The organism is Streptomyces sp. DvalAA-14 (assembly GCF_900091855.1).
Lineage (GTDB): Bacteria > Actinomycetota > Actinomycetes > Streptomycetales > Streptomycetaceae > Actinacidiphila.
Map to the genome: position 1 here is coordinate 1 of NZ_FMCH01000431.1, position 23187 is coordinate 23187.

Annotated in this window: 19 protein-coding genes; 6 read left to right on the forward strand and 13 right to left on the reverse strand. The window is 73.8% G+C overall.

The genetic code is table 11. The annotated features are described in order from the left end of the window. The first annotated feature begins 133 nt into the window (after window positions 1-133). Genes GA0115240_RS23045 through GA0115240_RS23055 form a run of 3 tightly spaced genes read left to right on the forward strand, consistent with a single transcriptional unit; the run spans window position 134 to window position 6536 of the window. Window positions 134-1519: an LLM class flavin-dependent oxidoreductase gene (locus GA0115240_RS23045; protein ID WP_093739202.1), complete on the forward strand. Its 1386-nt coding sequence runs from the start codon at window positions 134-136 to the stop codon at window positions 1517-1519. Beyond that, window positions 1516-5502 (forward strand): ABC transporter ATP-binding protein, encoded by a 3987-nt coding sequence (locus GA0115240_RS23050; protein ID WP_093739204.1) that lies wholly within the window; start codon window positions 1516-1518, stop codon window positions 5500-5502. Before GA0115240_RS23045 ends, GA0115240_RS23050 begins: the two co-directional genes overlap by 4 nt. Further along, window positions 5499-6536 (forward strand): aldo/keto reductase, encoded by a 1038-nt coding sequence (locus GA0115240_RS23055; RefSeq protein ID WP_093739206.1) that lies wholly within the window; start codon window positions 5499-5501, stop codon window positions 6534-6536. The genes GA0115240_RS23050 and GA0115240_RS23055 overlap by 4 nt, the downstream gene beginning before the upstream one ends. Before the next feature lie 52 nt (window positions 6537-6588). Here GA0115240_RS23055 and GA0115240_RS23060 read toward each other — a convergent pair whose 3' ends face one another. The 7 genes from GA0115240_RS23060 to GA0115240_RS23090 all read right to left on the reverse strand — a co-directional run bounded on the left by GA0115240_RS23060 (window position 6589) and on the right by GA0115240_RS23090 (window position 14032). After that, window positions 6589-7773, reverse strand: a complete 1185-nt coding sequence (locus tag GA0115240_RS23060) for an LLM class flavin-dependent oxidoreductase (RefSeq protein WP_093739208.1) — start codon at window positions 7771-7773, stop codon at window positions 6589-6591. After that, window positions 7770-8861, reverse strand: coding sequence for an LLM class flavin-dependent oxidoreductase (locus GA0115240_RS23065; protein WP_093739210.1), 1092 nt, complete (start codon window positions 8859-8861; stop codon window positions 7770-7772). The genes GA0115240_RS23060 and GA0115240_RS23065 overlap by 4 nt, the downstream gene beginning before the upstream one ends. After that, window positions 8858-10234 carry an NtaA/DmoA family FMN-dependent monooxygenase gene (locus GA0115240_RS23070; RefSeq protein WP_093739212.1) on the reverse strand — a complete coding sequence of 459 codons (1377 nt, stop codon included), beginning with the start codon at window positions 10232-10234 and terminating at the stop codon, window positions 8858-8860. Before GA0115240_RS23070 ends, GA0115240_RS23065 begins: the two co-directional genes overlap by 4 nt. Window positions 10235-10256: 22 nt before the next feature. Beyond that, on the reverse strand, window positions 10257-11489 hold the full coding sequence (locus tag GA0115240_RS23075) for an LLM class flavin-dependent oxidoreductase (RefSeq protein WP_093739214.1): 1233 nt from the start codon (window positions 11487-11489) through the stop codon (window positions 10257-10259). Between the two features lie 125 nt (window positions 11490-11614). After that, the gene (locus tag GA0115240_RS23080; protein ID WP_093739216.1) at window positions 11615-11830 is read right to left on the reverse strand and encodes a putative leader peptide; all 216 of its coding nucleotides are present in this window, start codon (window positions 11828-11830) and stop codon (window positions 11615-11617) included. Window positions 11831-11981: 151 nt separating this feature from the next. After that, entirely contained in the window at window positions 11982-12734 is a 753-nt protein-coding gene (locus GA0115240_RS23085; RefSeq protein ID WP_093739218.1) for a GNAT family N-acetyltransferase, read from the reverse strand. 215 nt (window positions 12735-12949) lie between these two features. Further along, a complete protein-coding gene (locus GA0115240_RS23090) occupies window positions 12950-14032 on the reverse strand; it encodes a non-homologous end joining protein Ku (RefSeq protein ID WP_093739220.1) in 1083 nt (360 codons plus the stop codon). Between the two features lie 38 nt (window positions 14033-14070). Here GA0115240_RS23090 and ligD point away from each other — a divergent pair, with 38 nt between their 5' ends. Continuing rightward, complete coding sequence (gene ligD / locus GA0115240_RS23095; protein WP_093739222.1) at window positions 14071-14958, forward strand: non-homologous end-joining DNA ligase; 888 nt, start codon at window positions 14071-14073, stop codon at window positions 14956-14958. A 66-nt stretch (window positions 14959-15024) separates the two neighbouring features. On the opposite strand, the gene GA0115240_RS23100 is transcribed toward ligD, so the two are convergent. The 5 genes from GA0115240_RS23100 to GA0115240_RS23120 form a co-directional block, all read right to left on the reverse strand. After that, window positions 15025-15660: a hypothetical protein gene (locus tag GA0115240_RS23100; RefSeq protein ID WP_093739224.1), complete on the reverse strand. Its 636-nt coding sequence runs from the start codon at window positions 15658-15660 to the stop codon at window positions 15025-15027. Window positions 15661-15738: 78 nt separating this feature from the next. After that, window positions 15739-16167: a DUF779 domain-containing protein gene (locus tag GA0115240_RS23105; protein WP_093739226.1), complete on the reverse strand. Its 429-nt coding sequence runs from the start codon at window positions 16165-16167 to the stop codon at window positions 15739-15741. Window positions 16168-16318: 151 nt separating this feature from the next. After that, window positions 16319-17215 carry an alpha/beta fold hydrolase gene (locus GA0115240_RS23110; protein ID WP_093739228.1) on the reverse strand — a complete coding sequence of 299 codons (897 nt, stop codon included), beginning with the start codon at window positions 17213-17215 and terminating at the stop codon, window positions 16319-16321. Between the two features lie 83 nt (window positions 17216-17298). After that, a complete protein-coding gene (locus tag GA0115240_RS23115) occupies window positions 17299-18303 on the reverse strand; it encodes an RNA polymerase sigma factor (RefSeq protein ID WP_093739230.1) in 1005 nt (334 codons plus the stop codon). A gap of 38 nt (window positions 18304-18341) precedes the next feature. Then, on the reverse strand, window positions 18342-19286 hold the full coding sequence (locus GA0115240_RS23120) for a DUF5996 family protein (protein WP_093739232.1): 945 nt from the start codon (window positions 19284-19286) through the stop codon (window positions 18342-18344). A gap of 227 nt (window positions 19287-19513) precedes the next feature. Here GA0115240_RS23120 and GA0115240_RS23125 point away from each other — a divergent pair, with 227 nt between their 5' ends. Continuing rightward, entirely contained in the window at window positions 19514-20014 is a 501-nt protein-coding gene (locus GA0115240_RS23125) for a MarR family winged helix-turn-helix transcriptional regulator (protein ID WP_256069941.1), read from the forward strand. Window positions 20015-20205: 191 nt separating this feature from the next. Further along, window positions 20206-21360, forward strand: a complete 1155-nt coding sequence (locus GA0115240_RS23130; RefSeq protein WP_093739234.1) for an ROK family transcriptional regulator — start codon at window positions 20206-20208, stop codon at window positions 21358-21360. 201 nt (window positions 21361-21561) lie between these two features. Here GA0115240_RS23130 and GA0115240_RS23135 read toward each other — a convergent pair whose 3' ends face one another. Beyond that, window positions 21562-23031: an aldehyde dehydrogenase family protein gene (locus GA0115240_RS23135; protein WP_093739236.1), complete on the reverse strand. Its 1470-nt coding sequence runs from the start codon at window positions 23029-23031 to the stop codon at window positions 21562-21564. Window positions 23032-23187 lie beyond the last annotated feature (156 nt).

The following is a 23187-nucleotide window of genomic DNA, read 5'->3' on the forward strand; positions in this document are numbered from 1 at the left end:
ACCCTCCGCGCCCGCACCCCCCGCGCCCACGCCCGCCGCACCGGCCCACCCGCCGCCACCGGGTATCCGACCGGCTCACAGCCCTCCGCCGTAGACTCCGCCGCCGTGCGATCCGATGAGGAGAAGAACCTCCATGACCCGAAGGACTGACCGCAAGCCGCTGCACCTCAACGCCTTCCTCATGTCGGTCGGGCACCACGAGGCCGCCTGGCGGCTGCCGCAGAGCCCCGCTGCCGGCGGCACCGGCGTCGAGCACTACAAGAACCTGGCCCGGATCGCCGAGCGCGGCCTGCTCGACTCGCTCTTCCTCGCCGACAGCCCGGTCCTGATGGGCGACCCCGGCCGGCGCCCGGCCGGCAAGCTGGAGCCCACCGTGCTGCTCACCGCCCTCGCCGCGGTCACCAGCCGGATCGGGCTGATCGCCACCGCCTCCACCAGCTACAACGAGCCCTACAACCTGGCCCGCCGGTTCGCCTCCGTGGACCACGTCTCCGGCGGCCGGGCCGGCTGGAACATCGTCACCACCGCCGGCGCCGACGCCGCCCGCAACTTCGGCCTCGACGACACCCCGCTGCACCGGGACCGCTACCTGCGGGCCGCCGAGTTCGTGGACGTGGCCACCAAGCTCTGGGACAGCTGGGCCGACGACGCGGTGATCGCCGACAAGGAACTCGGCGTGCACGCGGGCCCCGACCGGGTGCGGAGGATCGAGCACCGGGGTACGTATTTCCGTGTGGACGGCCCGCTGAACGTCGAGCGCTCCCCGCAGGGCTACCCGCTGCTCGTCCAGGCGGGATCCAGCCATGACGGCAAGGACTTCGCCGCACGCTACGCCGAGGCCGTCTTCACCGCGCAGCAGACCCTCGACGAGGGCATCGCCTTCTACAAGGACGTCAAGCAGCGCGCCCTCGGCTTCGGCCGCGACCCCGAGGGCATCAAGATCCTGCCCGGCATCGTGCCGGTCATCGGCGACACCGAGGCCGAGGCCAGGGAACTCGACGCCGAACTGGACCGCCTGATCCGCCCCGAGTACGCCAAGCGGCAGCTCGCCGACCGGCTGCGCCTGCACCCCGACGAGCTGGACCTCGACCGGGAACTGCCGCTGGACATCCCCACCGAGGACGAGATCGAGGGCGCCAAGAGCCGCTACACGCTGGTGGTGGAGCTGGCCAGGCGCGAACACCTCACCGTGCGCCAGCTGATCGGCCGGCTCGGCGGCGGACGCGGCCACCGCACCTTCGCCGGCACCGCGGAGCAGGTCGCCGACACCATCGAGCACTGGTACGAGCAGGGCGCCGCCGACGGCTTCAACATCATGCCGGCCGTGCTGCCCTCGGGGCTCGAACTGTTCGTGGACCGGGTGGTCCCGATCCTGCAGCAGCGCGGCCTGTTCCGCACCGAGTACACCGGCAGCACGCTGCGCGAGCACTACGGGCTGCCGCGTCCCGCCAACCGGATCTTCGAAACCGTCGACACCAGCGCCGGGCATCTCGGCATCGCCCTTACGGAGGTCCGGTGACGGACTGTCAACCCGCGACACCCGGGCCGGCCGCTTCGGCGGCCGGCCCGGCCGCGCGCCAGGAACCCGCCGCCGGCTGGGTCCGCCGGCTGGGCGGCTACTGCCTGCGGCACCGCGCCGACCTCGGCGCCGCCTTCCTCGGCGCCGTGCTGGCCGCCGTCGCCACCGCCACCTTGCCGCTCGTGCTGCGGCACGTGGTGGACGGCGTGGCGGCCGGCACCACGAGCTCGCTGACACCGTGGACGTCGCTGCTGGCCGGCCTGGGCGCGCTGCGCTTCGGCGCCAGCTTCCTGCGCCGCTACCGGGCCGGACGGCTCTCCCTCGGTGTCCAGTACGACCTGCGCAACGACGCGTTCGCCGCGCTGCTGCGGCTGGGCGGCGCCCAGCAGGACGGCCTGCGCACCGGGCAGATCGTCAGCCGCTCGATCTCCGACATCACCTTGATCCAGACCCTGCTGCAGTTCCTGCCCAACATGACCGGCAACGCCTTGATGTTCGTCGTCTCGCTGGTCTTCATGGCGCTGCTGTCCCCGCTGCTGACCGTGGTGGCACTGGTGGTCGGCCCGCTGCTGTGGCTGATCGCGCTGCGCAGCCGCCGCGACCTGTTCCCGGCGAACTGGCACGCCCAGCAGGAGGCCGCGGAGGTCGCCTCGGCGGTGGAGGCGACCGTCACCGGCGTCCGCGTCGTCAAGGGCTTCGGGCAGGAGCAGCGTGAGCTGGCCGCGCTGGAGCAGCGGGCCCGCACCTTGTTCTCCTCCCGGCTGCGGGTGGTGCGCTGCACCAGCCGCTACAACCCCGCCCTGCAGGCGGTGCCCGCGCTCGGGCAGGTCGCGGTGCTCGCGCTCGGCGGCTGGCTGGCCCTGCACGGCCGGATCTCACTGGGCACCTTCCTCGCCTTCACCACCTACCTGGGCTCCTTCGTCACCCCGGTCCGCCAGGTCGCCACCCTGCTCACCGTCTGGCAGCAGGCCAGGGCCGGCACCGAACGCGTCCTGGAGGTCATCGACGAGGCGCCCGCCATCACCGACGCGCCCGATGCCCGCGAGCTGCCCGCCGGACCTCCCGCGGTGAGCTGGCAGGACGTCACCTTCGGCTACGACGGCCACGAACCGCTGCTGCGCGGCTTCACCCTCGACATCGCGCCCGGCGAGACCGTCGCCCTCATCGGACCGGCCGGCTCCGGCAAATCCACCGCGGCCGCGCTGCTGCCCCGCTTCTACGACGTCCCCTCCGGCTCGGTACGCGTCGGCGGCATCGATGTCCGCGCGCTGCGGCTGTCCTCACTGCGGTCGTCGATCGGCTTCGTGTTCGAGGAGAGCCTGCTGCTGTCCGACACCGTGCGGAACAACATCGCCTACGGGGACCCGGACGCCGACCGGCGGCGGGTCGAGGAGGCCGCCAGGATCGCCCGCGCCGACGAGTTCGTGGAGCGGCTGCCGCAGGGCTACGACACGGTGGTCGGCGAACAGGGCCTCACCTTGTCCGGCGGGCAGCGCCAGCGGGTCGCGCTGGCCCGCGCCCTGCTCGGCGACCCCGCCGTGCTGGTGCTCGACGACGCCACCTCGGCGATCGACGCCCGGGTGGAGTCCGAGATCCACACCGCGCTGCGCAAGGCGACCCGCCGCCCCACCACCTTGATCGTGGCGCACCGGCGGTCCACGCTGGAACTCGCCGACCGGATCGCGGTCCTGGACGGCGGCCGGGTGGTGGACACCGGCACCATGGACGAACTGCGCGCCCGCTCGGCGCTGTTCCGTTCGCTGCTGATGGCCGCCGAGGTGGCCGAGCCGGAAGGCGACACCGACCCGGCCGCCGACGGACCCGCCGGACAGGCACCGCCCGAGCCCGCACCCGGCGCCCAACTGCCCCCCGACGAGCAGGAGCTGGTGACCGCGGCCCCCGCGGCGCCCGCCGTCACCGCCGCCCTGTGGCGCCGGCCCGACGCCGACAGCCCGTCGCGCCAGGAGGGCACCGCGCTGCGGGCCGCCCAGATGATGGCGATGGCGGCCGCCGCCGCGGGCCGCGGCCGGGCCGGTCCCGGCGGGGGAGTCCTGGGCTCGGCCCCGCCGACCCCCGAACTGCTCGCCGGGCTGGCCAGAATGCCGCTGCCCGACGCCGACCCGGAGGTGCCCACCGAGGAAACCCGCGCCGCCGACCCGCACTTCGGCCTGCGCGCGCTGATCCGCCCCTTCCGGGTGGCCCTGACGCTCGGCCTGCTGCTGGTCGCGCTGGACGCCGTCGCCCAGATCGTCGTCCCCATCCTGGTCCGTCAGGGCGTGGACCGGGGCGTCACCCGGCATTCGGGAACGGTGCTGCTGATCGCGGCCGGCGCCGCCGCGGCCGTGGTCGCCGCGGACTGGACAATCTCCGTCGCCCAGCTGCGCACCACCGGACGCACCGGGGAACGGCTGCTCTACACCTTGCGGGTGAAGACGTACGCGCAGCTCCAGCGACTCGGCCTCGACTACTACGAACGCGAACTCGGCGGCCGGATCATGACCCGGATGACCACCGACGTGGACGCCTTGTCCAACTTCCTGCAGACCGGGCTGATCACCGCGGTGGTCAGCCTGCTCACCGTGCTCGGCGTACTCGTCACCCTGCTGGTCATCGACGCCGGGCTGGCCGTCGTGCTGCTGTGCGCCCTGCCGCTGCTGGTCGGGGCGACCGCGCTGTTCCGCCACTACTCGGTGCCCGCCTACCACGAGGCCCGCGAACGGGTCAGCGCCGTCAACGCCGACCTGCAGGAGAACGTGACCGCCATCCGCGTCACGCAGGCATTCCGCCGCGAGGAGCGCAACGCCCGCGATTTCGCGGCGCTCGCCTGGTCCTTCCGGGACTCGCGGCTGCGCGCCCAGCGCTACATGGGCACCTTCTTCCCGTTCGTGGAGTTCCTCGGCACCCTGTCCACCGCCGCCGTGCTGACCGTCGGCGCCGGCCAGGTCCGCGGCGGGACGCTCACCGCCGGCACCCTGATCGCGTTCCTGCTCTACGTGGACCTGTTCTTCTCGCCGATCCAGCAGCTCTCCCAGGTCTTCGACGGCTACCAGCAGGCCGTCGTCGGCCTCGGCCGGCTGCGCACCTTGATGCGCACCCGGACCGGCACCCCGGCCGCCGCGGCGCCACTGCCCGTCGAGGCGCTGCGCGGCGGGATCGAGTTCGACCAGGTGTCCTTCGGCTACGCGGGCGGCGGCGGCCAGGAGGTCCTGCACGCGCTGGATCTGCGGATCGCTCCCGGCGAGACCGTCGCCCTGGTGGGTGCGACCGGCGCCGGCAAGTCCACCGTGATGAAGCTGATCGCCCGGTTCTACGACCCGACGTCCGGCTCGGTCCGGGTGGACGGCCATGATCTGCGCGAGCTGGACCTGGCCGGATACCGCCGGCGGCTCGGCGTGGTCCCGCAGGAGGCGCACCTGTTCAGCGGCACCGTCCGGGACGCCATCGCCTACGGCCGGCCGGAGGCCGCTGACGCCGAGGTCGAGGCCGCGGCCCGCGCGGTGGGAGCGCACGACATGGTGGCCGGGCTGCCGCTCGGCTACCTCCAGCCGGTGGGCGAACGGGGCCGCAATCTGTCCGCGGGACAGCGGCAGCTGCTGGCCCTGGCCCGGGCCGAGCTGGTGGACCCCGACATCCTGCTGCTGGACGAGGCCACCGCCTCGCTGGACCTGGCCACCGAGAGCCGGGTCACCGCGGCCACCGAAGCCCTCACCCGGCGCCGGACCACCCTGGTCGTCGCCCACCGGCTGACCACCGCCGCCCGCGCCGACCGGGTGGTCGTCATCGATCGCGGCGCGGTGGTGGAAAGCGGCACCCACGCCGCCCTGCTCGCCGCCCAGGGGCCGTACCGCAGGCTGTGGGACGCCTTCCGGCAGACCGGCGGCGGGGCCACCGTCGACCAGCTCACCCCGGACCCGCCGTCCGGTCCGCCCGTCCGGCTCGCCGGCGACACCGGCGACCACCTCGTCAATGGGAGCGCACGATGACCGACTACCGCCTCTTCGGACGCACCGGCCTGCGGGTCAGCCCGCTGTGCCTGGGCGCCATGATGTTCGGACCCCGGGGCAATCCCGACCACGCCGACGCCGTACGGATCATCCACCACGCCCTGGACAGCGGCATCAACTTCGTGGACACCGCCGACGTGTACTCGGCCGGCGAGTCCGAGACCGTGGTCGGCAAGGCGCTGGCCGGCGGCCGCCGCGAAAACGTGGTGCTGGCCACCAAATTCCACGGCAGCCTCGGCACCGACCCCAACGAGCAGGGCAACTCCCGCCGCTGGATCGTCCGCGAGGTGGAGAACAGCCTGCGCCGGCTCGGCACCGACTGGATCGACCTCTACCAGGTGCACCGCCCCGACCCCGAGACCGACTTCGACGAGACGCTCGGCGCCCTGACCGACCTGGTCCGCCAGGGCAAGATCCGCTACATCGGCACCTCCACCTTCCCGCCCTCGTCGATCGTGGAGGGCCAGTGGATCGCCGAGCGGCGCGGCCGGGAGCGGGTGGTCTCCGAGCAGCCGCCGTACTCGGCGCTGGCCCGCGGCATCGAGCGCGAGATGCTGCCGGTCGCCCAGCGCTACGGCCTGGGCGTGCTGTCCTGGTCGCCGCTGGCGGGCGGCTGGCTGTCCGGCCGCTACCGCAAGGGCGCCGAGCAGCCCCGCTCCAGCCGCGCCGACCGGCAGGCGGCCCGCTTCGACATCGGCTCACCGGAGAACGCGGCCAAACTGGCGGCGGCCGACGCGCTCGCCGTGCTCGCCGAGGACAGCGGGCTGACCCTGGTCCAGCTCGCCCTGGCCTTCGTGCTGGAACACCCCGGCATCACCTCGGCGATCATCGGCCCGCGCACCTTCGAGCAGCTGGACAGCCAGCTCGGCGCGGACAAGATCACCCTGAGCCCGGACGTGCTCGACCGGATCGACGAGATCGTGCCGCCGGGCACCAACCTGGTGGACCGGGACGCCGGTTACACCCCGCCGGCCATCGCCGACCCGGCCCTGCGCCGCCGCGGCGCCCGCTGACGGCAGGCGCCCGGTGACGGCACGCTCCCGCTGACGGCAGCCGCCCGCACCGCTACCGCCAGGCCCGGGCCAGCAGTTCGAGCGAACGCACCCGGTCCTGGTGGTCGTGCGTGATCGTGGTGACCAGCAACTCGTCGGCGCCGGTGGCCCGCTGCAGCACCCGGAGCCGGTCCACCACGGTCTGCGGCGAACCGGCGAACTGGGTCCGCACCCGGTCCTCGACCAGCCCCCGCTCCTGCGCGGTCCACTCGTGGGCGGCGGCCTCCCGCGGAGCCGGGAAGGGGATGGCGCCCCGCCCGGAGCGGATGCTGTGCACCCACAGGCCGTACGGGGAGGCCAGGTGCCGGGCGGTCGCGTCGTCCTCGGCGACCACCACGTCGGCGGAGACCAGCACATGCGGCGCGGCCAGCGCCGCCGACGGCACGAACGCCTTGCGGTAGGCCTCCACCGCCTCCAGGATCGCCGCCGGGCTGACGTGGTAGTTCGCCCCGAAGGGCAGCCCGAGCGCGCCCGCGGTCCGGGCACTGATGCCGCCGCTGCTGCCCAGGACCCACAGCTGGAGGTCCGCGCCCTCACCGGGCAGCGCGTGTGCCTCCAGGCCGTCCCGGGTGCGGAAGTCGCCGCGGATCAGACCCTGGATCTGCTCCACCTGCTCGCGGTAGTCGGCCGGTTCGGCGCCCTGCTGCTGCACGAGCTGGATGTAGCGGGCCAGCAGCGGCGAGCCGATCAGCGAGCTGATGTCGAACGGCGCGGGAATCAGCAGACCCTCCGGCGTGGTGTACTCCTCCTTCGTCGGCGTCGGCGTCGGCGTAGGCGCCGGGGCCTTGGCCGCTGGGGCGCCGCCGCCCCCGCCGGCCGCGGGCTTTCGCTGCGGGAAGCCGGACCGGCCCAGGCCGAGATCGATCCGGCCGGGGAACAGCGCGTCCAGCAGGCCGAACTCCTCCACCACCGACAGCGCCGTGCGGTGGCCGAGCTGCACCGCGCCCGCGCCCACCCGTATCCGCTCGGTGGCCGCCGCGACCAGCTGGATCACCAGCGCCGGCGAGACCCCGGCCACACCGGTCGCCAGATGGTGCTCGGCCAGCCAGTAGCGGGCGTAGCCGGCGGCCTCGGCCCGCTGGGCCAGGTCCACGGTGTTGCGCAGCGCCTGCGCCGGGGTCGAGCCGGACGGTATCGGCGACAGGTCGAGGATCGACAGGGGGACAGCCGGCCGGCCGGCCGCCGTGGGCGCGCTCATAGGGCGCCGCCTTCCTGGGTCGTGGTGGGCGCGGGGCCGGCGGGGGCCCACGGCCAGGGCGGATCGGGGATGCCCCTGCGCAGGGCGGGGGCGATGTCGGACTGGAAGAGTTCCAGCGCGCCGCGGTGCTGGGCCTCGGTCAGACCGCCGGCGTCGGCGTGCAGATGGAGCACGGTGTGCCCGAACTCCTCGTGGTAGCGGTGCACCTTGTCGATGATCTGCTGCGGGCTGCCGATCAGCGCGGAACTGCGCTCGACGAAGTCCTCCAAGGTGGCGAAGACCGGGGCGGCGCCCAGCGACTTCTGCAGCGCCAGCTGGCCTTCGAAGACCGGCCGGTAGGTGGCGAGGGCCTCCTGCGAGGTACGGGCGGCGTAGTAGCCGGCCGTTCCGGCCCCGACGGTGGCCAGCGCCGGGTCGTGGCCGTAGTGCTGCCACCGCTGCCGGTAGTGGCGGACGAGTTCGGCGTAGGGCTCGATGGGATGGGTGACGTTGGCGGAGAACAGCGGGTCGCCGTAGCGCGCCGCCAGGTCGACCGAGGCGCGGCTGGTGGCGCTGCCGTGCCAGACCCGGATCGGCTGCTGGAGCGGGCGCGGCCACACCTCGGCGTCCTTGAGCTGCGGCCGGAAGCGGGGGTCGGCGGTGACCTTGTCCTGCCGCCAGATCCGCCGGAACAGCTCGTAGCTCTCCGCGTTGCGGTCCCACTGGTCCTCGGTGGTGACATGGAACAGCTCGCGCTGGGCGGCCCCGTTGCCCTTGCCGACGATCAACTCCAGCCGCCCGCCGGACAGATGGTCCAAGGTCGCGTAGTCCTCGTAGGCCCGCACCGGATCGAGCAGGCTCAGCGTGGTCACCGCGGTGAACAGCCGGATCCGGGAGGTGAGCGCCGCGATGTGGCTGAGCACCACCGGCGGGGAGGACGAGATGAACGGCCGTTCGTGGCGCTCGCCGACCCCGAAGCCGTCGAAGCCCAGCTCCTCGGCCAGCACGGCGTTGCCGACCACCTCCCGGAAGCGGTCGAGTGTCGGCTTCTTGACGCCGGTCCGGTGATCGGGCGTGTGCACGATCAGGGTGATGGCGAGGAATCTCATGAGGCCGCCTCCCGCGGTGCCGCGCCGGCCGGCGGCGGGATGCGCAGGCCCAGGTGGTCGCGCAGCGTGGAGCCCGTGTAGTCGGCGCGGAAGACCCCGCGCTCCTGGAGCAGCGGCACCACCGAGTCGGCGAACTCGTCCAGGCCGCCGGGAGTGACATGCGGCACCAGGATGAAGCCGTCGGCGGCCTCGGCCTGCACGAAGGAGTCGATGGTGTCGGCGATGGTCCGCGCGGAGCCGACGAAGGTCTGCCGGGCGCTGGTCCTGATCATCAGGTCCCGGATCGACAGTCCCTCCGCCTCGGCCAGCTGCCGCCACTCGCGGGCCACCGCCAGCGGGTCGCGGTGCATCCGCACGCTGGCCCGGCCGCGGGCGACGGTGTGCTCGCCCGGGTCGGGATCGATGTCCGGCAGCGGGCCCTGCGGGTCGTACGCCGACAGGTCCCGGTTCCACACCTGTTCCAGCAGCTTGATCGCGGTCTGCCCGCTGACCTGGCTGCGCCGCACCTCATGGGCCTTGTCCCGGGCCTCGGCGTCGGTGTCGCCGAGGACGAAGGTGGCGGCGGGCAGGATCAGCAGCTCGTCGCGGGCACGGCCGTACTTCGCCAGCCGGCCCTTGACGTCCTGGTAGAAGGCCTTGCCCGCCTCCAGTTCGGCGTGCCGGCTGAAGATGGCGTCGGCGCCGGAGGCGGCGAACTCCCGGCCCTCCTCGGAGTCGCCGGCCTGGAAGACCACCGGCCGGCCCTGCGGGCCGCGCGGCACATTGAACCGGCCCGCGATGTCGAAGTGCTCGTCCTTGCGCCGGAAGGCGCCGGCCGCCGGATCGGCCAGGAAGCGGCCGGATTCCTTGTCGGCGACGATCTCGTCCCCGTGCCAGGAGTCGAACAGCTCCGTGGTGGCCTCCAGGAACCGCCGGGCCCGCGAGTAGCGGTCGTGCTGGGCCAGGAAGCCGCCGCGGCGGAAGTTCTCGCCGGTGAACGCGTCCCAGGAGGTGACCACGTTCCACGCGGCGCGCCCGCCGGACAGATGGTCGAGGCTGGCGAACTGCCGGGCCACCTCGTAGGGCTCGTTGAAGGTCGAGTTGATGGTGCCGGTCAGCCCGATCCGCTCGGTGACCGCGGCCAGCGCCGCCAGTACGGTGAACGTGTCGGGGCGGCCGACCACGTCCAAGTCGTAGATGAGGCCGCCCTGTTCACGCAGCCGCAGCCCTTCGGCCAGGAAGAGGAAGTCGAACTTGGCCCGCTCGGCGGTGCGGGCGAAGTGGGCGAAGGAGCTGAACTCGATATGGCTGCCGGCCGCCGGGTCGCTCCACACGGTGGTGTTGTTGACGCCGGGGAAGTGGGCCGCGAGATGGATCTGCTTGGGCGTGCTCATGATGGGATACGGTCCCTCCGGCTCAGGCACCGACGGTGCCGGCGGCGTAGCGGTTGGCGGGCCTGGGCAGTCCGAGCAGGCCGCGCAGGGTCGTGGCCTGGTAGGAACGGCGGAACGCGCCGCGGCCTTGGAGCTCGGGCACCAGACCGGCGGTGATCGCCCGCAGATCGTGGTCGGCGTCGGCCGGGCGCAGCCGGAAGCCGGTCAGCCCGGCCCGCTGGAATTCCACGAGCAGATCCGCGAGTTGGGCCGCGGTACCGGTGAAGATCGGCGCGTCGCCGACGTAGGGCGTGTCCAGCAGCGCGTCGAGCCGGTCGCGGCGGGCGCGGGCGGTCGCCGCGTCCTGGTCCAGGAAGACCACCAGGTCCCCGAAGATGTGCACGGTCTCGGCCGCGCGGCCCGCGGCCTGCTGCTCGGCGCGGATCTCGGCCACGATCGGGGCGGCCTGCGCCGGCTCGTGGGGCGTCACGAAGCCGACATCGGCCGAGCGGGCCACCAGCCGGTACGGCACCGTCCTGTGCGCCAGCGCGGTGACCAGGGGCTGGCCCTGCGGCGGCCGGGGGGTGATGGAGGGGCCCTTGACGCTGAACCGCCGCCCCTGGAAGTCGATGTAGTGCAGCTTGTCGCGGTCCACGAACCGCCCTGTGGCCTCGTCGCGGATCTCCGCGTCGTCCTCCCAGCTGTCCCACAGCCGGCGGACCACTTCCACGTAGTCGGCGGCCTCGTCGAACAGCTCGGTCAGCAGGTCGTCCAGCGCCCGCGACGTCCGAGCCCCGGTGAGGTCGGCCGCGGCGACCGGGGGCAGCGTCCGGCGGCCGAAGTGCGCCGCCACGTGGGCCTGGGCCGCGACCTGCACCCGCAGACCGGCCCGGCCGCCGCTCACGAAGTCCAGGGTGGCGATCGCCTTCGACAGGTGGAACGGCTCGGTGTGGGTGGCGACCAGTGTCGGGACCAGCCCGATGTGCCGGGTCAGCGGGGCGACCCGGGCGGCGGTGAGCACCGCGTCGAGCCGGCCGCGCACCTGGTCGGTGCGGTCGTCGGGCTCGAAGGGGTCGGCGGACTGGAGGGCCAGCGAGTCCTCGAAGGTGACGAAGTCGAGCAGCCCGCGCTCGGCCTGCCGCACGGAGTCGGTCCAGTAGCGGGCGTCGAACAGTTCGCGGGGCCGGGCGCCGGGCTCGCGCCAGGCGGCGGGGTGCCAGCCCGCGTCCTGGAGGGCCACGGCGAGATGCAAGGGGGGCAGCGCTGATGCGGACATACCGGGGGAGCCTTTCTCGATCGACCGGGGGCGGACGCGAGCGGGCAGGACTCCGGTACGGACGCCGGCGGGCGTACGTCAGTGGCGGGGCCGGAGCGGGCGCGGTCGCGTCGCGAGGAGGCGGATCAGCGGCAACAGAGCGCGCCGGCCACGCGCAGCAGATCGATGTGCTGGCGTCCGTAGAGCCGGACCAGCGGTCCGCCGGGCACCAGGACGCGCACGGCGGCGGGGTGGAAGGAGCCGAGGCGGATGCGGTCGCGGGAGCCGGCCCGCGGGTGGGCCGGTGAGCCGGCCCGGGGGCAGCAGGCGTCGTGGACGGCGCGGCGGAGCTGTGCTCGCACTGCCGTCACCCCCTGTCCGGACCCGAAGGTCCATTGACGCTAACCCGCCCGCACTGCCCCGCGCAATCCCCGCAGCACCCCGCTGTCCTCAGCCTTCCCCGCGGGTCCGGCACCCGCCCCGGCGGACGGCCGGAGCAGGGCCCGGGCCGCCTCAGCGGCCGGTGCGGGCGTCGTCGGGCACGCGCAGGAAGTGGAAGACGACGCTGCGGCGCACGGTGAAGCCGATCGACTCGTAGAGCCGGATGGCGCCGGTGTTCACCGCGGTCGCGTGCAGGAAGGGGGTGTCGCCGCGCTCCTGGATGCCCGCCGCGACCTGGCGGACCAGCCGGCCGGCCAGCCCCCGGCCCCGGTAGCGCTCGTCGGTGCACACGGCGCTGATCTCGGTCCAGCCGGGCGGGCGCAGCCGCTCACCGGCCAGCGCGACCAGCTCGCCGCCCTGCCGGATGCCGTAGTACGCGCCCATCTCGACGGTGCGCGGCAGGAACGGGCCGGGCTGGGTGCGGCCCACCAGGTCCAGCATCTCCGGGACGTCCGCGGGGCCGAGCCGCACCGCCTCCGGGTCGGCTTCGCCGCGCAGCGAGGTGGCGACCAGCTGAACGCCTTGCCCGGACTGGCCGGTGGCCCAGCCCTCGGGAAGGGTCGCCACCCCCGCCAGGGCGAAGGCGTTGCCCGGTCCGACCAGGGTGGCCAGATCGGTCCACCCGGCCGGGTCCGCGGGGTCGGCGATGGCGACGAAGGGGGAGACCTCCGGCTGGAAGCGGGCGGCGGAGCCGACGATCTCGGCCAGATGCCGCTGGCGTCCGGTCAGCGCCGCCCAGGCGACGTTGTCCAGAACGGAGTCCGCGTCGGCCGCGGGCTCATGCGGCGGCACCTGCTCGTGCGGGGGCTGAAGGCTGGTCGACATCGTCGGCTGTCTCTCCCTTTCCTGGGCGTACGGGTCGAGCTCGTGGCACCGGCGGCGGGCTGTCCGCCGTAGATCACCATGGAGGGAACTCGAAAGCGGCTCCGGAAAATCCCCCCGGACGGACTGACAGGCCGAAAAACATCCCGGAATAGGCGGGTTTGGCAGGCGTTGGCGGGTCCAGCCTTCACATGCCGTTCAGAAACGCCCGGCGGCGGTCACCCGGTGCGGCGCCGGGAAGCGGACTTCTTCGCGGGGGCCTTCTTGGCGGCCGCGCTTTTGGCGGTTGCCTTCTTGGTGCCGGCCTCGGCGGCGGTCTTCTTGGCCGCCGTCTTCTTCGGGGTCGCCGCCTTCGACCCGCCGCCCGACGATCCCCCCGACGGCGCCGATTCCGACCCGGCGCCCGAAGCGGAGCCCGGCTTCTTCGCCGCGGACTTCCCGGCGGCGGACTTCTTCGCCGGCGCCTTCTTCCGCCCGGGCGACCGCAGCTGGTGCACCGTCGCCTCCTCGTCCGATTCCTCGTCCGGCTCCTCGCCGCCGCGGGCCTGATCCACCGACGCCCGCAGCGCCGACATCAGGTCGACGACCTTGCCGCCCGTGTCCTGCGCGCCGGGGGCCGGCGGCTCGACGCCCTCCAGCTTCGCCGCCACCAGCGCCTCCACCGCCTGCGCGTACTCGTCGTGGTACTCGCTGAGGTCCGCCTCGCCCAGCGCCTCGATCAGGGTGTCGGCCAGCCGCAGCTCGGAGGCGCTGATCTTGACGTTGCCCCGGGGTGTGGCCTCCGCCGGGTCGTTCAGCTCGTCCGGCCAGCGCAGCGTCTGCAGCAGCAGGATGTCGTCCTGCGGCCGGATCAGTGCCAGGTGCTCGGAGTTGCGCATGGCGAACTTGCCGACCGCGGCCTTTCCCGACCGGGTCAGGGCGTCGCGCATCAGGACATAGGGCTTCTCGGCCGAGGGGGAGGCGGGCGCCAGGAAGTACGGCGTGTCGACCTGCATGGGGTCCAGGGCGGCCATGTCGAGGAAACCGCTGATCTCGATGGTCTTGGCGGTGGGCAGCGGCAGCGCCTTGAGGTCCTCGTCGGTCACCTCGACCAGTTCGTCCGCGGTCTCGTACGCACGGGTGATGTCCGCGGTGGACAGCACCTGCTCGTCCAGCTCGCAGGTCTTCTGGTAGCGGACGCGGCCCTGGTCGGCCCGGTGGATCTGCCGGAAGCCGATCTTGTGGCTCGACACCGCCGAGCCGAGCTTCACCGGGATGGAGACCAGGCCGAAAGCCAGGTTCCCCGACCAGACGCTGCGCATGGCATGTCCTTTTTGTATGCCTATGGGATCTTTATCGTATGCCGATCACCGAGGTCGAGGGCCGACGTCTCACCCTCAGCAACCTCGACCGGGTGCTCTGGCCGGGCACCGGGACCACCAAGGGCGAACTGCTGCATTACTACGCGACCGTCGCCGGCACGCTGCTGCCGTACATCCGCGGCCGGGCGGCCAGCTTCGTCCGCACCCCCGAAGGCGTGCAGGGCCAGCGCTTCTTCCAGAAACGCCCGCCGGCCGGTACCCCCGACTGGGTGACCGTCACACAGACGCTCCGGCACAGCGGCGACCCGATGGACCAGGTGCAGGTCGACGACCTGGCCACCTTGATCTGGGCGGCGAACCTCGCCTGCGTGGAGATCCACGTCCACCAGTGGGCGACCGCGGAGCCGGACCGCGCCGACCGGCTGGTGCTGGACCTCGACCCCGGCGACGGCTGCACGGTGATCGACTGCTGCGCGATCGCCCTGCGGCTGCGCGAACGGCTCGCCGCGGACGGCATCGCGACATGGGCCAAGACCAGCGGCGCCAAGGGCCTGCACCTGCTCGCGGCGATCCGCGGCGCGAGCCCCGCCGCCACCACCGCCTACGCCAAGCGCGTAGCCCGCGAACTCCAGGCCGACGACCCGGCCCGGGTGGTGGCGAGCATGGCCAAGGCCGACCGCGCGGGCCGCGTCTTCATCGACTGGTCGCAGAACTCCGCCCGCAAGACCACCGCGGCCCCCTACACCGTACGGGCGCAGCCGACCCCGACCGTCTCGGCGCCGCTGAGCTGGGACGAGGTGGCCGCCGCGGCCGATCCGGCCGAGCTGGTCCTCACCCTGCACGAGGTGCCGGGGCGGATCGCCGAACACGGCGATCCGCTCGCCGGGCTGCTGGACCGGCGCCGCGCCCGGGCACTGCCGGACTGATCCCGCCGCCGCGGGCCCGCGGGGGCGGGCCGACAACGCGGCCATCCCGGCGGGCCCCGGCCCGAGCTACCGCCGGGGTTCCCCGTACCACCGCCACGCCGTCAGCCGCGGGCGCCCGGGCAGCTCCAGCCGCCCGGTCGACCAGAGCAGGGCCGGCCACGGTTCGGCGTCCGTCGGCGCGTGCGGGAACAGCCGGTGCAGGACCCGCGCACACAGGTCGGCCGGCGGCTGCCGGCCGGGATCCAGGCAGGCGGTCATGTCATGGGTGTGCACCAGCGCCTCCACCACGCCCATCGCGCCGAAACCCTCCGCGTCGGAGGCCCCGAACACATGGTGGGACCGGAGCTCCGGCGCCGTCACCCGCACCATGGCCACCAGCAGGGCCCCGGACGCCTCCAGCACCCGCAGCAGGCCCTCCGGTCCCTCGGACCGCTCGACGAACACGGTGTTCGCCGGGCCGCCGGGGGTGCGCCGCCGCAGGCCGAAGGGCACATGGGCGGTCGACGACGGGTCGGGCGAGCCGAGCTGGGCGGCGTACGCGAACAGGTCGTCGGCCAGGTGTTCCGCGGTCTCCCAGCGGGACCACGTCAGCGGTCCGGCCGCCTCGTCCCAGCCGTCCGCCGGCACCAGGCGCAGCGCCGCCGCGCTCAGGCGAACCGCGAGGCCGACATCGTCGGCCGTGACCGGCCCGGGCGCGTCCATCGATGATCCGCTCACGCCAGGCACGGTACGCCAGGATCCGGGCCGGCGATCAACCTGTTTCCCGGCGGCGCCCGCGCCTCAGACCCCTCCGTCGTCCGCGCCGGTCGGCGGGTCCGGCTCCGCTTCGAGCCCGGTCAGCTCCTCCTCGGTCAGCAGCCGGGACCTGAGCAGGAAGCGGACGCCCTCCGGGGCCTCCAGCGAGAAGCCGCTGCCCCGGCCCTTCACCACGTCCACCGTCAGATGGGTGTGGCGCCAGTACGCGAACTGGCTCGCGCTCATCCAGAACGGGGTGTCCCCGGCGACCCGGCCGAGCAGCACGTCGGCGGCGCCGACCCGGAACTCGCCCCGGGGGAAACACATCGGCGAACTGCCGTCGCAGCACCCGCCGGACTGGTGGAACATCAGCGGACCGTTGCGCTCGGCGAGTTGGCGGACCAGGGCCTCCGCCGCCTCGGTCAGCTCGACACGGCGCACCCGGTGACCGGTCGGACGGGTCGGGACCTCCATGTGCCGCTCCCTCACTGCCATGGCGGAGCGTGTCCGGCCCCGCGCACTCCACTGGAGCACGGCCGGACACGCGCCGCCATGCCGCGGACGGCAAATTCTTCCGCCGGCCGCGGTCGCCAGCCGCGGGCGCCGGCCGCGGTCGCCGGGCCCGTCAGGCCGGGGTGGACGCCACGAACGCGGTGACCGCCCGCGCGAAGCGCCCGGGTTCCTCGATATGGCCGAAGTGCCCACTGTCTTCCAGGACAAGCAGCTCGGAGCCCGGAATGAGGCCGTGGAGTTCCTCCGACCAGCGGACCCCGCAGATGACATCGTGCCGGCCGACCACGATCAGCGCCGGGACATCGAGCTTGCCCAGGACCTGCCGGTCGTCGATGGTGTCCTCGCCGCGGTCCGCGTCCAGCCCGGAGATGTACGAGCCGCCCACCGCCGCGCGGAAGGACGCCCACTCCTCCTCGTGCGCCCAGTAGTCGGCGAAGTAGGCCGGCAGCAGGCCCTGCGCCGCCGCCGCGAACTCCTCGTCGTCGGAGATGTCCGGGACCGACTGCAGGGCGCCGAGCACCTGCGGCAGTTCGGGGCGGCCGGCGAACTTCCGGGCGAACTCGCCGACGTTGCGCACGGCCTCGGCCTGGAACTCGGGTCCGGTGGCCGGCGCGCTCTCGTACAGGATGATCCCGGCCAGCCGGTCGGGGTGGTGCAGGGCGTAGTGCTGGGCGACGAAGCCGCCGTGCGAGTGGCCGAGCAGGTGCACCCGCGGGATCGCGAGGTGGTCGATCAGGGCGTCGAGGAAGCCGGCGTACCGGGCGCGGGTGTAGCCGTGCGGATGGTTCGGGAGGCGGCCGGACCCGCCGGTGCCGACCGGCTCCGGGTAGACCACGGTGAGGTGCTCCTCCACCGCCGGCATCCGCAGGTACTCCCAGAAGATGCCCGGCCCGCCGGAATGGGCCACGACCACCGGGCCGGTGCCGTGCACGTGATAACGCTGGGTGACGCCCTGGATCTCGACGCTGTGGGTGCCCTGCGACAGCGGATGGCGGGCGGGGGTGGCCATGGGAACTCCGATCGTGATGGTGCGGGAACACCGACAGGACGCGGAGCGGACGCAGAAGTTCGATCCCGGAAAGGTGACCGTCGTCACATCCGGCCGGGTTCGGCCGTCGTGCCGCCGGCTTGCTGCTCCGCGGCCGCGGCGGATCCCGCTCCGGCCGGGGCCGTGCCCGCGGGTCGCGGATGGAAGAGCCGCAGCCGGTGCACCCGGCCCTGCTCCAAGGTCATCAGCCACGTCACCGCCGGCGGGCAGTGCTCCGGATCCTCCGCCGGGCTGGTCATGTCCATCTCCCAGATGGCCAGGGACCGGCTCGCGACCACATGGGCGAGGTGCTGGCGCACCCCGGCGGCCAGATCGCCCTCCATGCCCCTGATCAGCAGGTCGCCGCCGCCCACCGGCTGGTTTCCGCTCAGCAGGGCCACATCCGGTGCCCATCGGTCGGCCAGCACTTCGGCGAACTCGCCGCGCTCGGCGGCGGCCAGGGTCTCGTGCGCCTCCCGGCGGCTGGCCGCCGTCAGCCGGGCGGCATCACCGTGCGCCGAGGCCGCGGTCGCGGTCAGCGCCTCGGCCAGCTTGGCCCGCCCCTGGCTCAGCCGGCTGCGGACCGTGCCCACCGGCAGCGCGCACACCGCCGCTATCTGCTCGTACGACGTGATGTCGGTGCTGAAGTGCCGCAGCACCAGTGGCAGGCGCAGCGCGGGGGAGAGCTCCTCGATCGCGTCCCAGACCCAGTCCCGCAGCGCGTGCCGGTCCAGGGCCTGTTCGGGGGTCGGCCCGGCGGACGGCAGCGCCAGGTCGTCGACCGGCTCCGCGGGGGTGACGGACCGCAGTCGGTCGCGACACGCGTTGCGGACGATCATCCGCAGCCAGGGGCCGACCGCCGCCGGGTCACGGACGTCGCCGATCCGCCGCAGAGCGGTCAGCGCCGCGTCCTGCACGGCGTCGTCCACGTCCGGGCTGCGGCCCAGCAGACTCAGCGCCACCGCGCGCATGCCCGCCCGGTGCCGCTCCAGCAGGAGCCCCAGGGCCACGACGTCCCCGGACTGGGCGCCGCGGGTGAGGTCCGCGTCCGCCAGGGGACCGGTCGTCATAGGTCCGCCTTCCCGCTCGTACCGTGCGCCTCAGCGCCTCAGCGCCTCACAGCGTCGCGCAGCCGCTGGTCGGTGACGCCGCCGGGGCACTCGCGGCGCCGCTCCCACCCGGCCAGATCCGCGCCCACCCGGTAGGCGCTGTTGAAGAACTCCAAGGCGGTGTCCCAGGGGTCCGCGGCGGCCCGCGCGTCGTCGTACATCAGCAGCGCGATGTGGCTGTCCCGGCTCGCGGACCACCGCGCGCTGTCCGGGCGCAGCGGACGCGCGGCCAGATCCTCCGGCTCGGGGGCGGTGTAGGAGTAGAAGGCGGGCGCGGGGACGGTGTCGTCGCCGAACCAGAATCCGGCGCTGATCACCTCGCGCGAGTACGCCTCGCGGGTGACCGGGTCGGCGTCGGCGGAGGCCCGCACCTCGCGCTCGGAGAACCGGGTCACGGCGATGTCGAAGGTGTGCCAGAAGTGGTGGACCGGGCTGGTCTTGCCGGAATAGCCCGCCGCGTACTCCTCCAGCAGCAGGTTGACCTGGCTGAGGACGTGCCAGTAGCGGCTGACCGCGGCCGGGTCGTAGCTGCGGTGCTCGTGGTCGTCGGCGAACGGCCGGTGCTCGTCGGGCAGTCCGTACGGGTAGGGGTGGTGCGGCTCCACCCCGATGTCGAGGGCGATGAGCGCGGTCAGGGTGTCGCGGTAGAAGTCGGCGACCGAGCGCCCGGTCAGCGGGAAGGAGGTCTGCCGGCCGGACAGGGTGCGCACCACCAGGCGGTGCGCGACGAAGTCGAAGTCGACGCAGAAGGACTCGCCGCCGTGGATCGGCCCCATGGGCCGGGTGGTGATGCCCTGCCCGGTCAGATGGAAGGGCACGTTCCACCAGTGGTTGCGGCGGGGGCTGGCCGCCAGCCGGATCTTGCCGACGATCTGCACGAACCGGTGCAGCGTCTCCTTGGTGTCCCGCCAGGACTCCAGGGGCAGGTTCGGGAAGAGTTCCACGTCGCTCTCCTGGATCGGCGGGCCGGTACCGGAACGCCGCCAGGGCGCTCCCCGGTCATTTTCGGCGACGCGGGCCCGACGCGCCACCCGCCGTGCTCCGGGCGGCCACAGGGGAGCCGGTTGTCAGCGAGCGGCCGGGAGCCCAGCCGCATTGTTCACCGGCGTTGTCAACCCGCATTGCTAACCTGGGCGGACGAAGGCGGACCGGACGATGGGAGCGCCGCGGCGTGGCCGAGCACAGCGGGGCGGAAGGCTCCGGGCAGCTCGGTGCCCGCCCCGGCCCGGCGGACCTCGCCCTGCTGGCGCAGTGGGACGTCGTGCAGTCGGGTATGCGCCGGCTGACCGAGCAGCTGCTGAGCGACGTCGAAGCGGAGGGCGGCCTGGCGCCGTCCTCCTTCCAGGTGCTGTGGTTCCTGCTCACCGCGCCCGGGAACAGCGCACCGATGAACCAGCTCACCGCGACCCTGGGCTTCACCACGGCCGGTACCACCAAGGTCGCCGACCGCCTCGCCGCGGCAGGGCTGCTGGAGCGACGGCCCCTGCCCGCCGACCGGCGCATCATCCTGGCCACGCTGACCGGCGCGGGACGCGACGCGGCCGTCACCGCCGCCACGACCCTGGCCGCGGCGCTGCGTGCGCGCGTCGTCGGGTCCCTCGGTGCCGACGGTTTCGCCGAGCTGTCCGCCGCGGTCCGGTCCCTCGACCCGGCGCCGGGCCGCGGCGGCTGAAGCCCGCGCCCGCCGGAGCGCCGGAACCGCCGAGGGCACCCGGAATCGTTCACCTGTGTTCGGCAAGTTGACGAACACAGGTAAGCCCGGCGAGGTAGATCCGGTAACTTTGCTTCCGGAGAATCCCGCGGAGCACGGTCCGGAACCGCCGGATCGCGGCGCCCCGCGGGACCCGTCTCACGAGGGACACGATGGACGCGACCGCCACTGTCGACCGCTTCGACCTGCCCGCCAGCGCGCGAGCCGTGCTGCGTGCCCTAGCTGTCGACGGCCCGGCGACCCGGCCGCAGCTCAGCGCGCTGCTCGCACTGTCCCGGCCCACGATGTCGGTGGCGATGGCGGAGCTGTCGCGGCTGGGACTGGTGGCCGGGCAGGGCAGCTCCCGCGGCGCCACCGGCCGCAGTGCGGTCGTCTACTCGCTGGCCGCGCGGGCCGGCCACGTCCTCGGGGTGGAGATCGGCGCCACCGGGGTCAGGGCGGCCGCGTACACCCTGGACGGCCGGGAGATCGGCGCCGCCGAGGAGCGGCTGCCGGCCGACCAGCCCACCGTCACCCCGGAGGCCGTCGACGCGGCCGCGGGCGTGGTCCGGAAGGTGCGCGCCGAGGTCGCCGGGCAGTACGGGCCGCTGCGCGAGGTGGTGGTGGCCGCGCCGACCCTCCCCGACACCGAGCGCGGGGGCAGCCTGCGGCCGCACGGCACGGCCGGGATCACCGACGAACTGGGCGTACCCGACGGCGTACCGGTGACGGTGGAGAACAACGTCAACTGCGCGGCCGTCGCCGAGCACCGCTTCGGCGTGGCGCGCAATCAGCAGATGTTCGCCTACATCCAGGTGGGCGTGAAGATCGGCGTCGGCATCGTGCTGGACGGCCGGCTGCTGCGCGGCGCCAGCGGCGCGGCCGGTGAGGCGGCCATGCTGCCGTTCCCGTGGTCGGGGTCCCAGCAGCCGCAGCGGGCCGGCCTCGAGCAGTTCCTCGGCTCGGACGCACTGATGGAGCGGTGCGCCGCCGCCTGGCCGGCGGCCGGCGCCGGGCCGGTGCCCCGCGACGCCAAAGCCCTGTTCGAAGCGGCGGCCGGCGGACACGGCGTCGCGCGCCGGGTGGTGGACCAGCACTCCACCGACATCGGCCGGCTGGTGGCCGCCGTGGTCGCCCTGATCGACCCGGGCCTGGTGGTGCTCGGCGGCGGCGTCGGCCAGAACCAGCTCGTCCTCCTCGAAGTCCGCCGGACCGTTCGGGCGTTGACCTGGGACACCGAGGTGACGATCGGCGGACTCGGCGACCGCGCCACCCTGCTCGGGGCGGTGCACGTCGCCGTCAGCCGGGCCCTCGACTCGATGGCCTGACGACTCGATGCCTGACGGCTCGATGGCCTGACGGTTCGGCGGCGGGAAACGCCCACCCGCGTGATCGGCGCGGTCCGGCGATCCCCCGAGGATCGCCGGACCGCGCCGGGCCCGGGCCGGTGGCCCGCTGAGCGGCCGGGCCGGCCGCGGTGGGCAGCCGTCGGTCGAACTCAGCGGCGGGTCGGCCGGGAACAGCAGGGCTCAGTACGGGTACGCCACCGGCTCGTGCTGCACCGTCAGCCAGCGCAGCTCGGTGAACTCGTGCAGGTTGGACTCGCCGCCGGCCCGTCCGCCCAGTCCCGAGGCGCCGCGCCCGCCGAACGGGACCTGCGCCTCGTCCAGGCAGGTCGAGTCGTTGACGTGCACCATGGCGGCGCCCAACTGCCGGGCCAGTCGCCGGCCCCGCTCGGGATCACCGGTGACGACCGCGTCGACCAGCCCGTACGGGGTGTCGTTGGCGACGGCCAGCGCCTCCTGCTCGCTGTCGACGGCCAGGACCGGCGCGATGGGGGCGAAGATCTCCTCCGTCCACAGCGCCATGTCGCGGGTGACACCGGTCACCACCGTCGGCCGGTGGAACAGCCCTTCGCCGTCACCGCCCTCCACCACCGTCGCACCCGCGTCGACCGCCTCGGCGAGCAGCTTGCGGGCCCGCTCGCGCTGCTCGGTGCTGATCATCGGGCCGAGGCCGACCCCGTCCTGGGACGGATCGCCGACGGTGATGCGGGCCGCCCGCGCCGCCAGGTCCGCCACGTAGCGGTCGAACACCGGGCGCAGCACGATGTGGCGCCCGGCGGTGATGCAGGTCTGGCCCTGGTAGTGGAAGGCCGACCAGGCGCCGATCTGCCCGGCCTGCTCCAGGTCGGCGTCCTCCAGCACGATCAGGGCGTTGTTGCCGCCCAGTTCGAGCGAGACCTTCTTGAGCTGCCCGCCCGCCTCGCGGGCGATGGTGCGGCCGACCGCGCTGGACCCGGTGAAGTGGACCATCGCTATGTCCGGGTGGGCGGTGAGCGCCTCACCGGTGTCCTGGCCGCCCGGCACCACCTGGAGCACACCCGCCGGCAGGCCGGCCCGGTCGAACAGGTCGGCCAGCAGCAGGCCGCCGCTCAGCGGGGTGTGCGGCGAGGGCTTGAGCACCACCGCGTTGCCCACGGCGAGCGCGGGGGCCAGCACCCGCATGGCCAGGACCAGCGGGAAGTTCCACGGGGTGATCACGCCGACGACACCGAGCGGAACCCGTTCCGCGACGCTCTCCCGGCCCGGGGCGCGCGAGGGCAGCGTCTCGGACAGCGCGGCGCCCGCGAGCGCGGCGGCCTGGTACAGCTCGTCGACGGCGCCGGCCACCTCGTACGCGGCCTTGCCCCGGATCGAGCCGGTCTCCCGGACGATGAGGTCACTGAACTCCGCGGCGCGGTCGCGCAGCTGTTCGGCGACGTTCCGCAGCAGGTCGGCCCGGGTACCGAAGTCGGTCGCGGCCCAGGCCCGGCCGGCTGCGGCGGCCTCCCGCGCCGCGCGGTCGAGGTCGGCGGGCGACGCCCAGCCGGCCGCACCGAGCGGCTCCTGGCGCGCCTTGTCCAGAACGGTCGAGGTACGCCCGTTCTCGGCCGGGACGAACGCCCCGCTGATGTAGAGAGCGCCGTCCCAGGGGTTCGGCGTGGATGGGGTCGGCATACGGGCCTCCGTGGTCGAAGTGCTGATGGTGCGGCGGAGCGGGCGGGGGGTCAAGCAGCCGAGCGGTACGCGGTACGGGCGCGGGTGTTTGTTAACCTTCCGAACTTAGAACTTAGCAGCGAGGGGCTCCTTTGAGGAGTGGACGGCTGGTAAAGG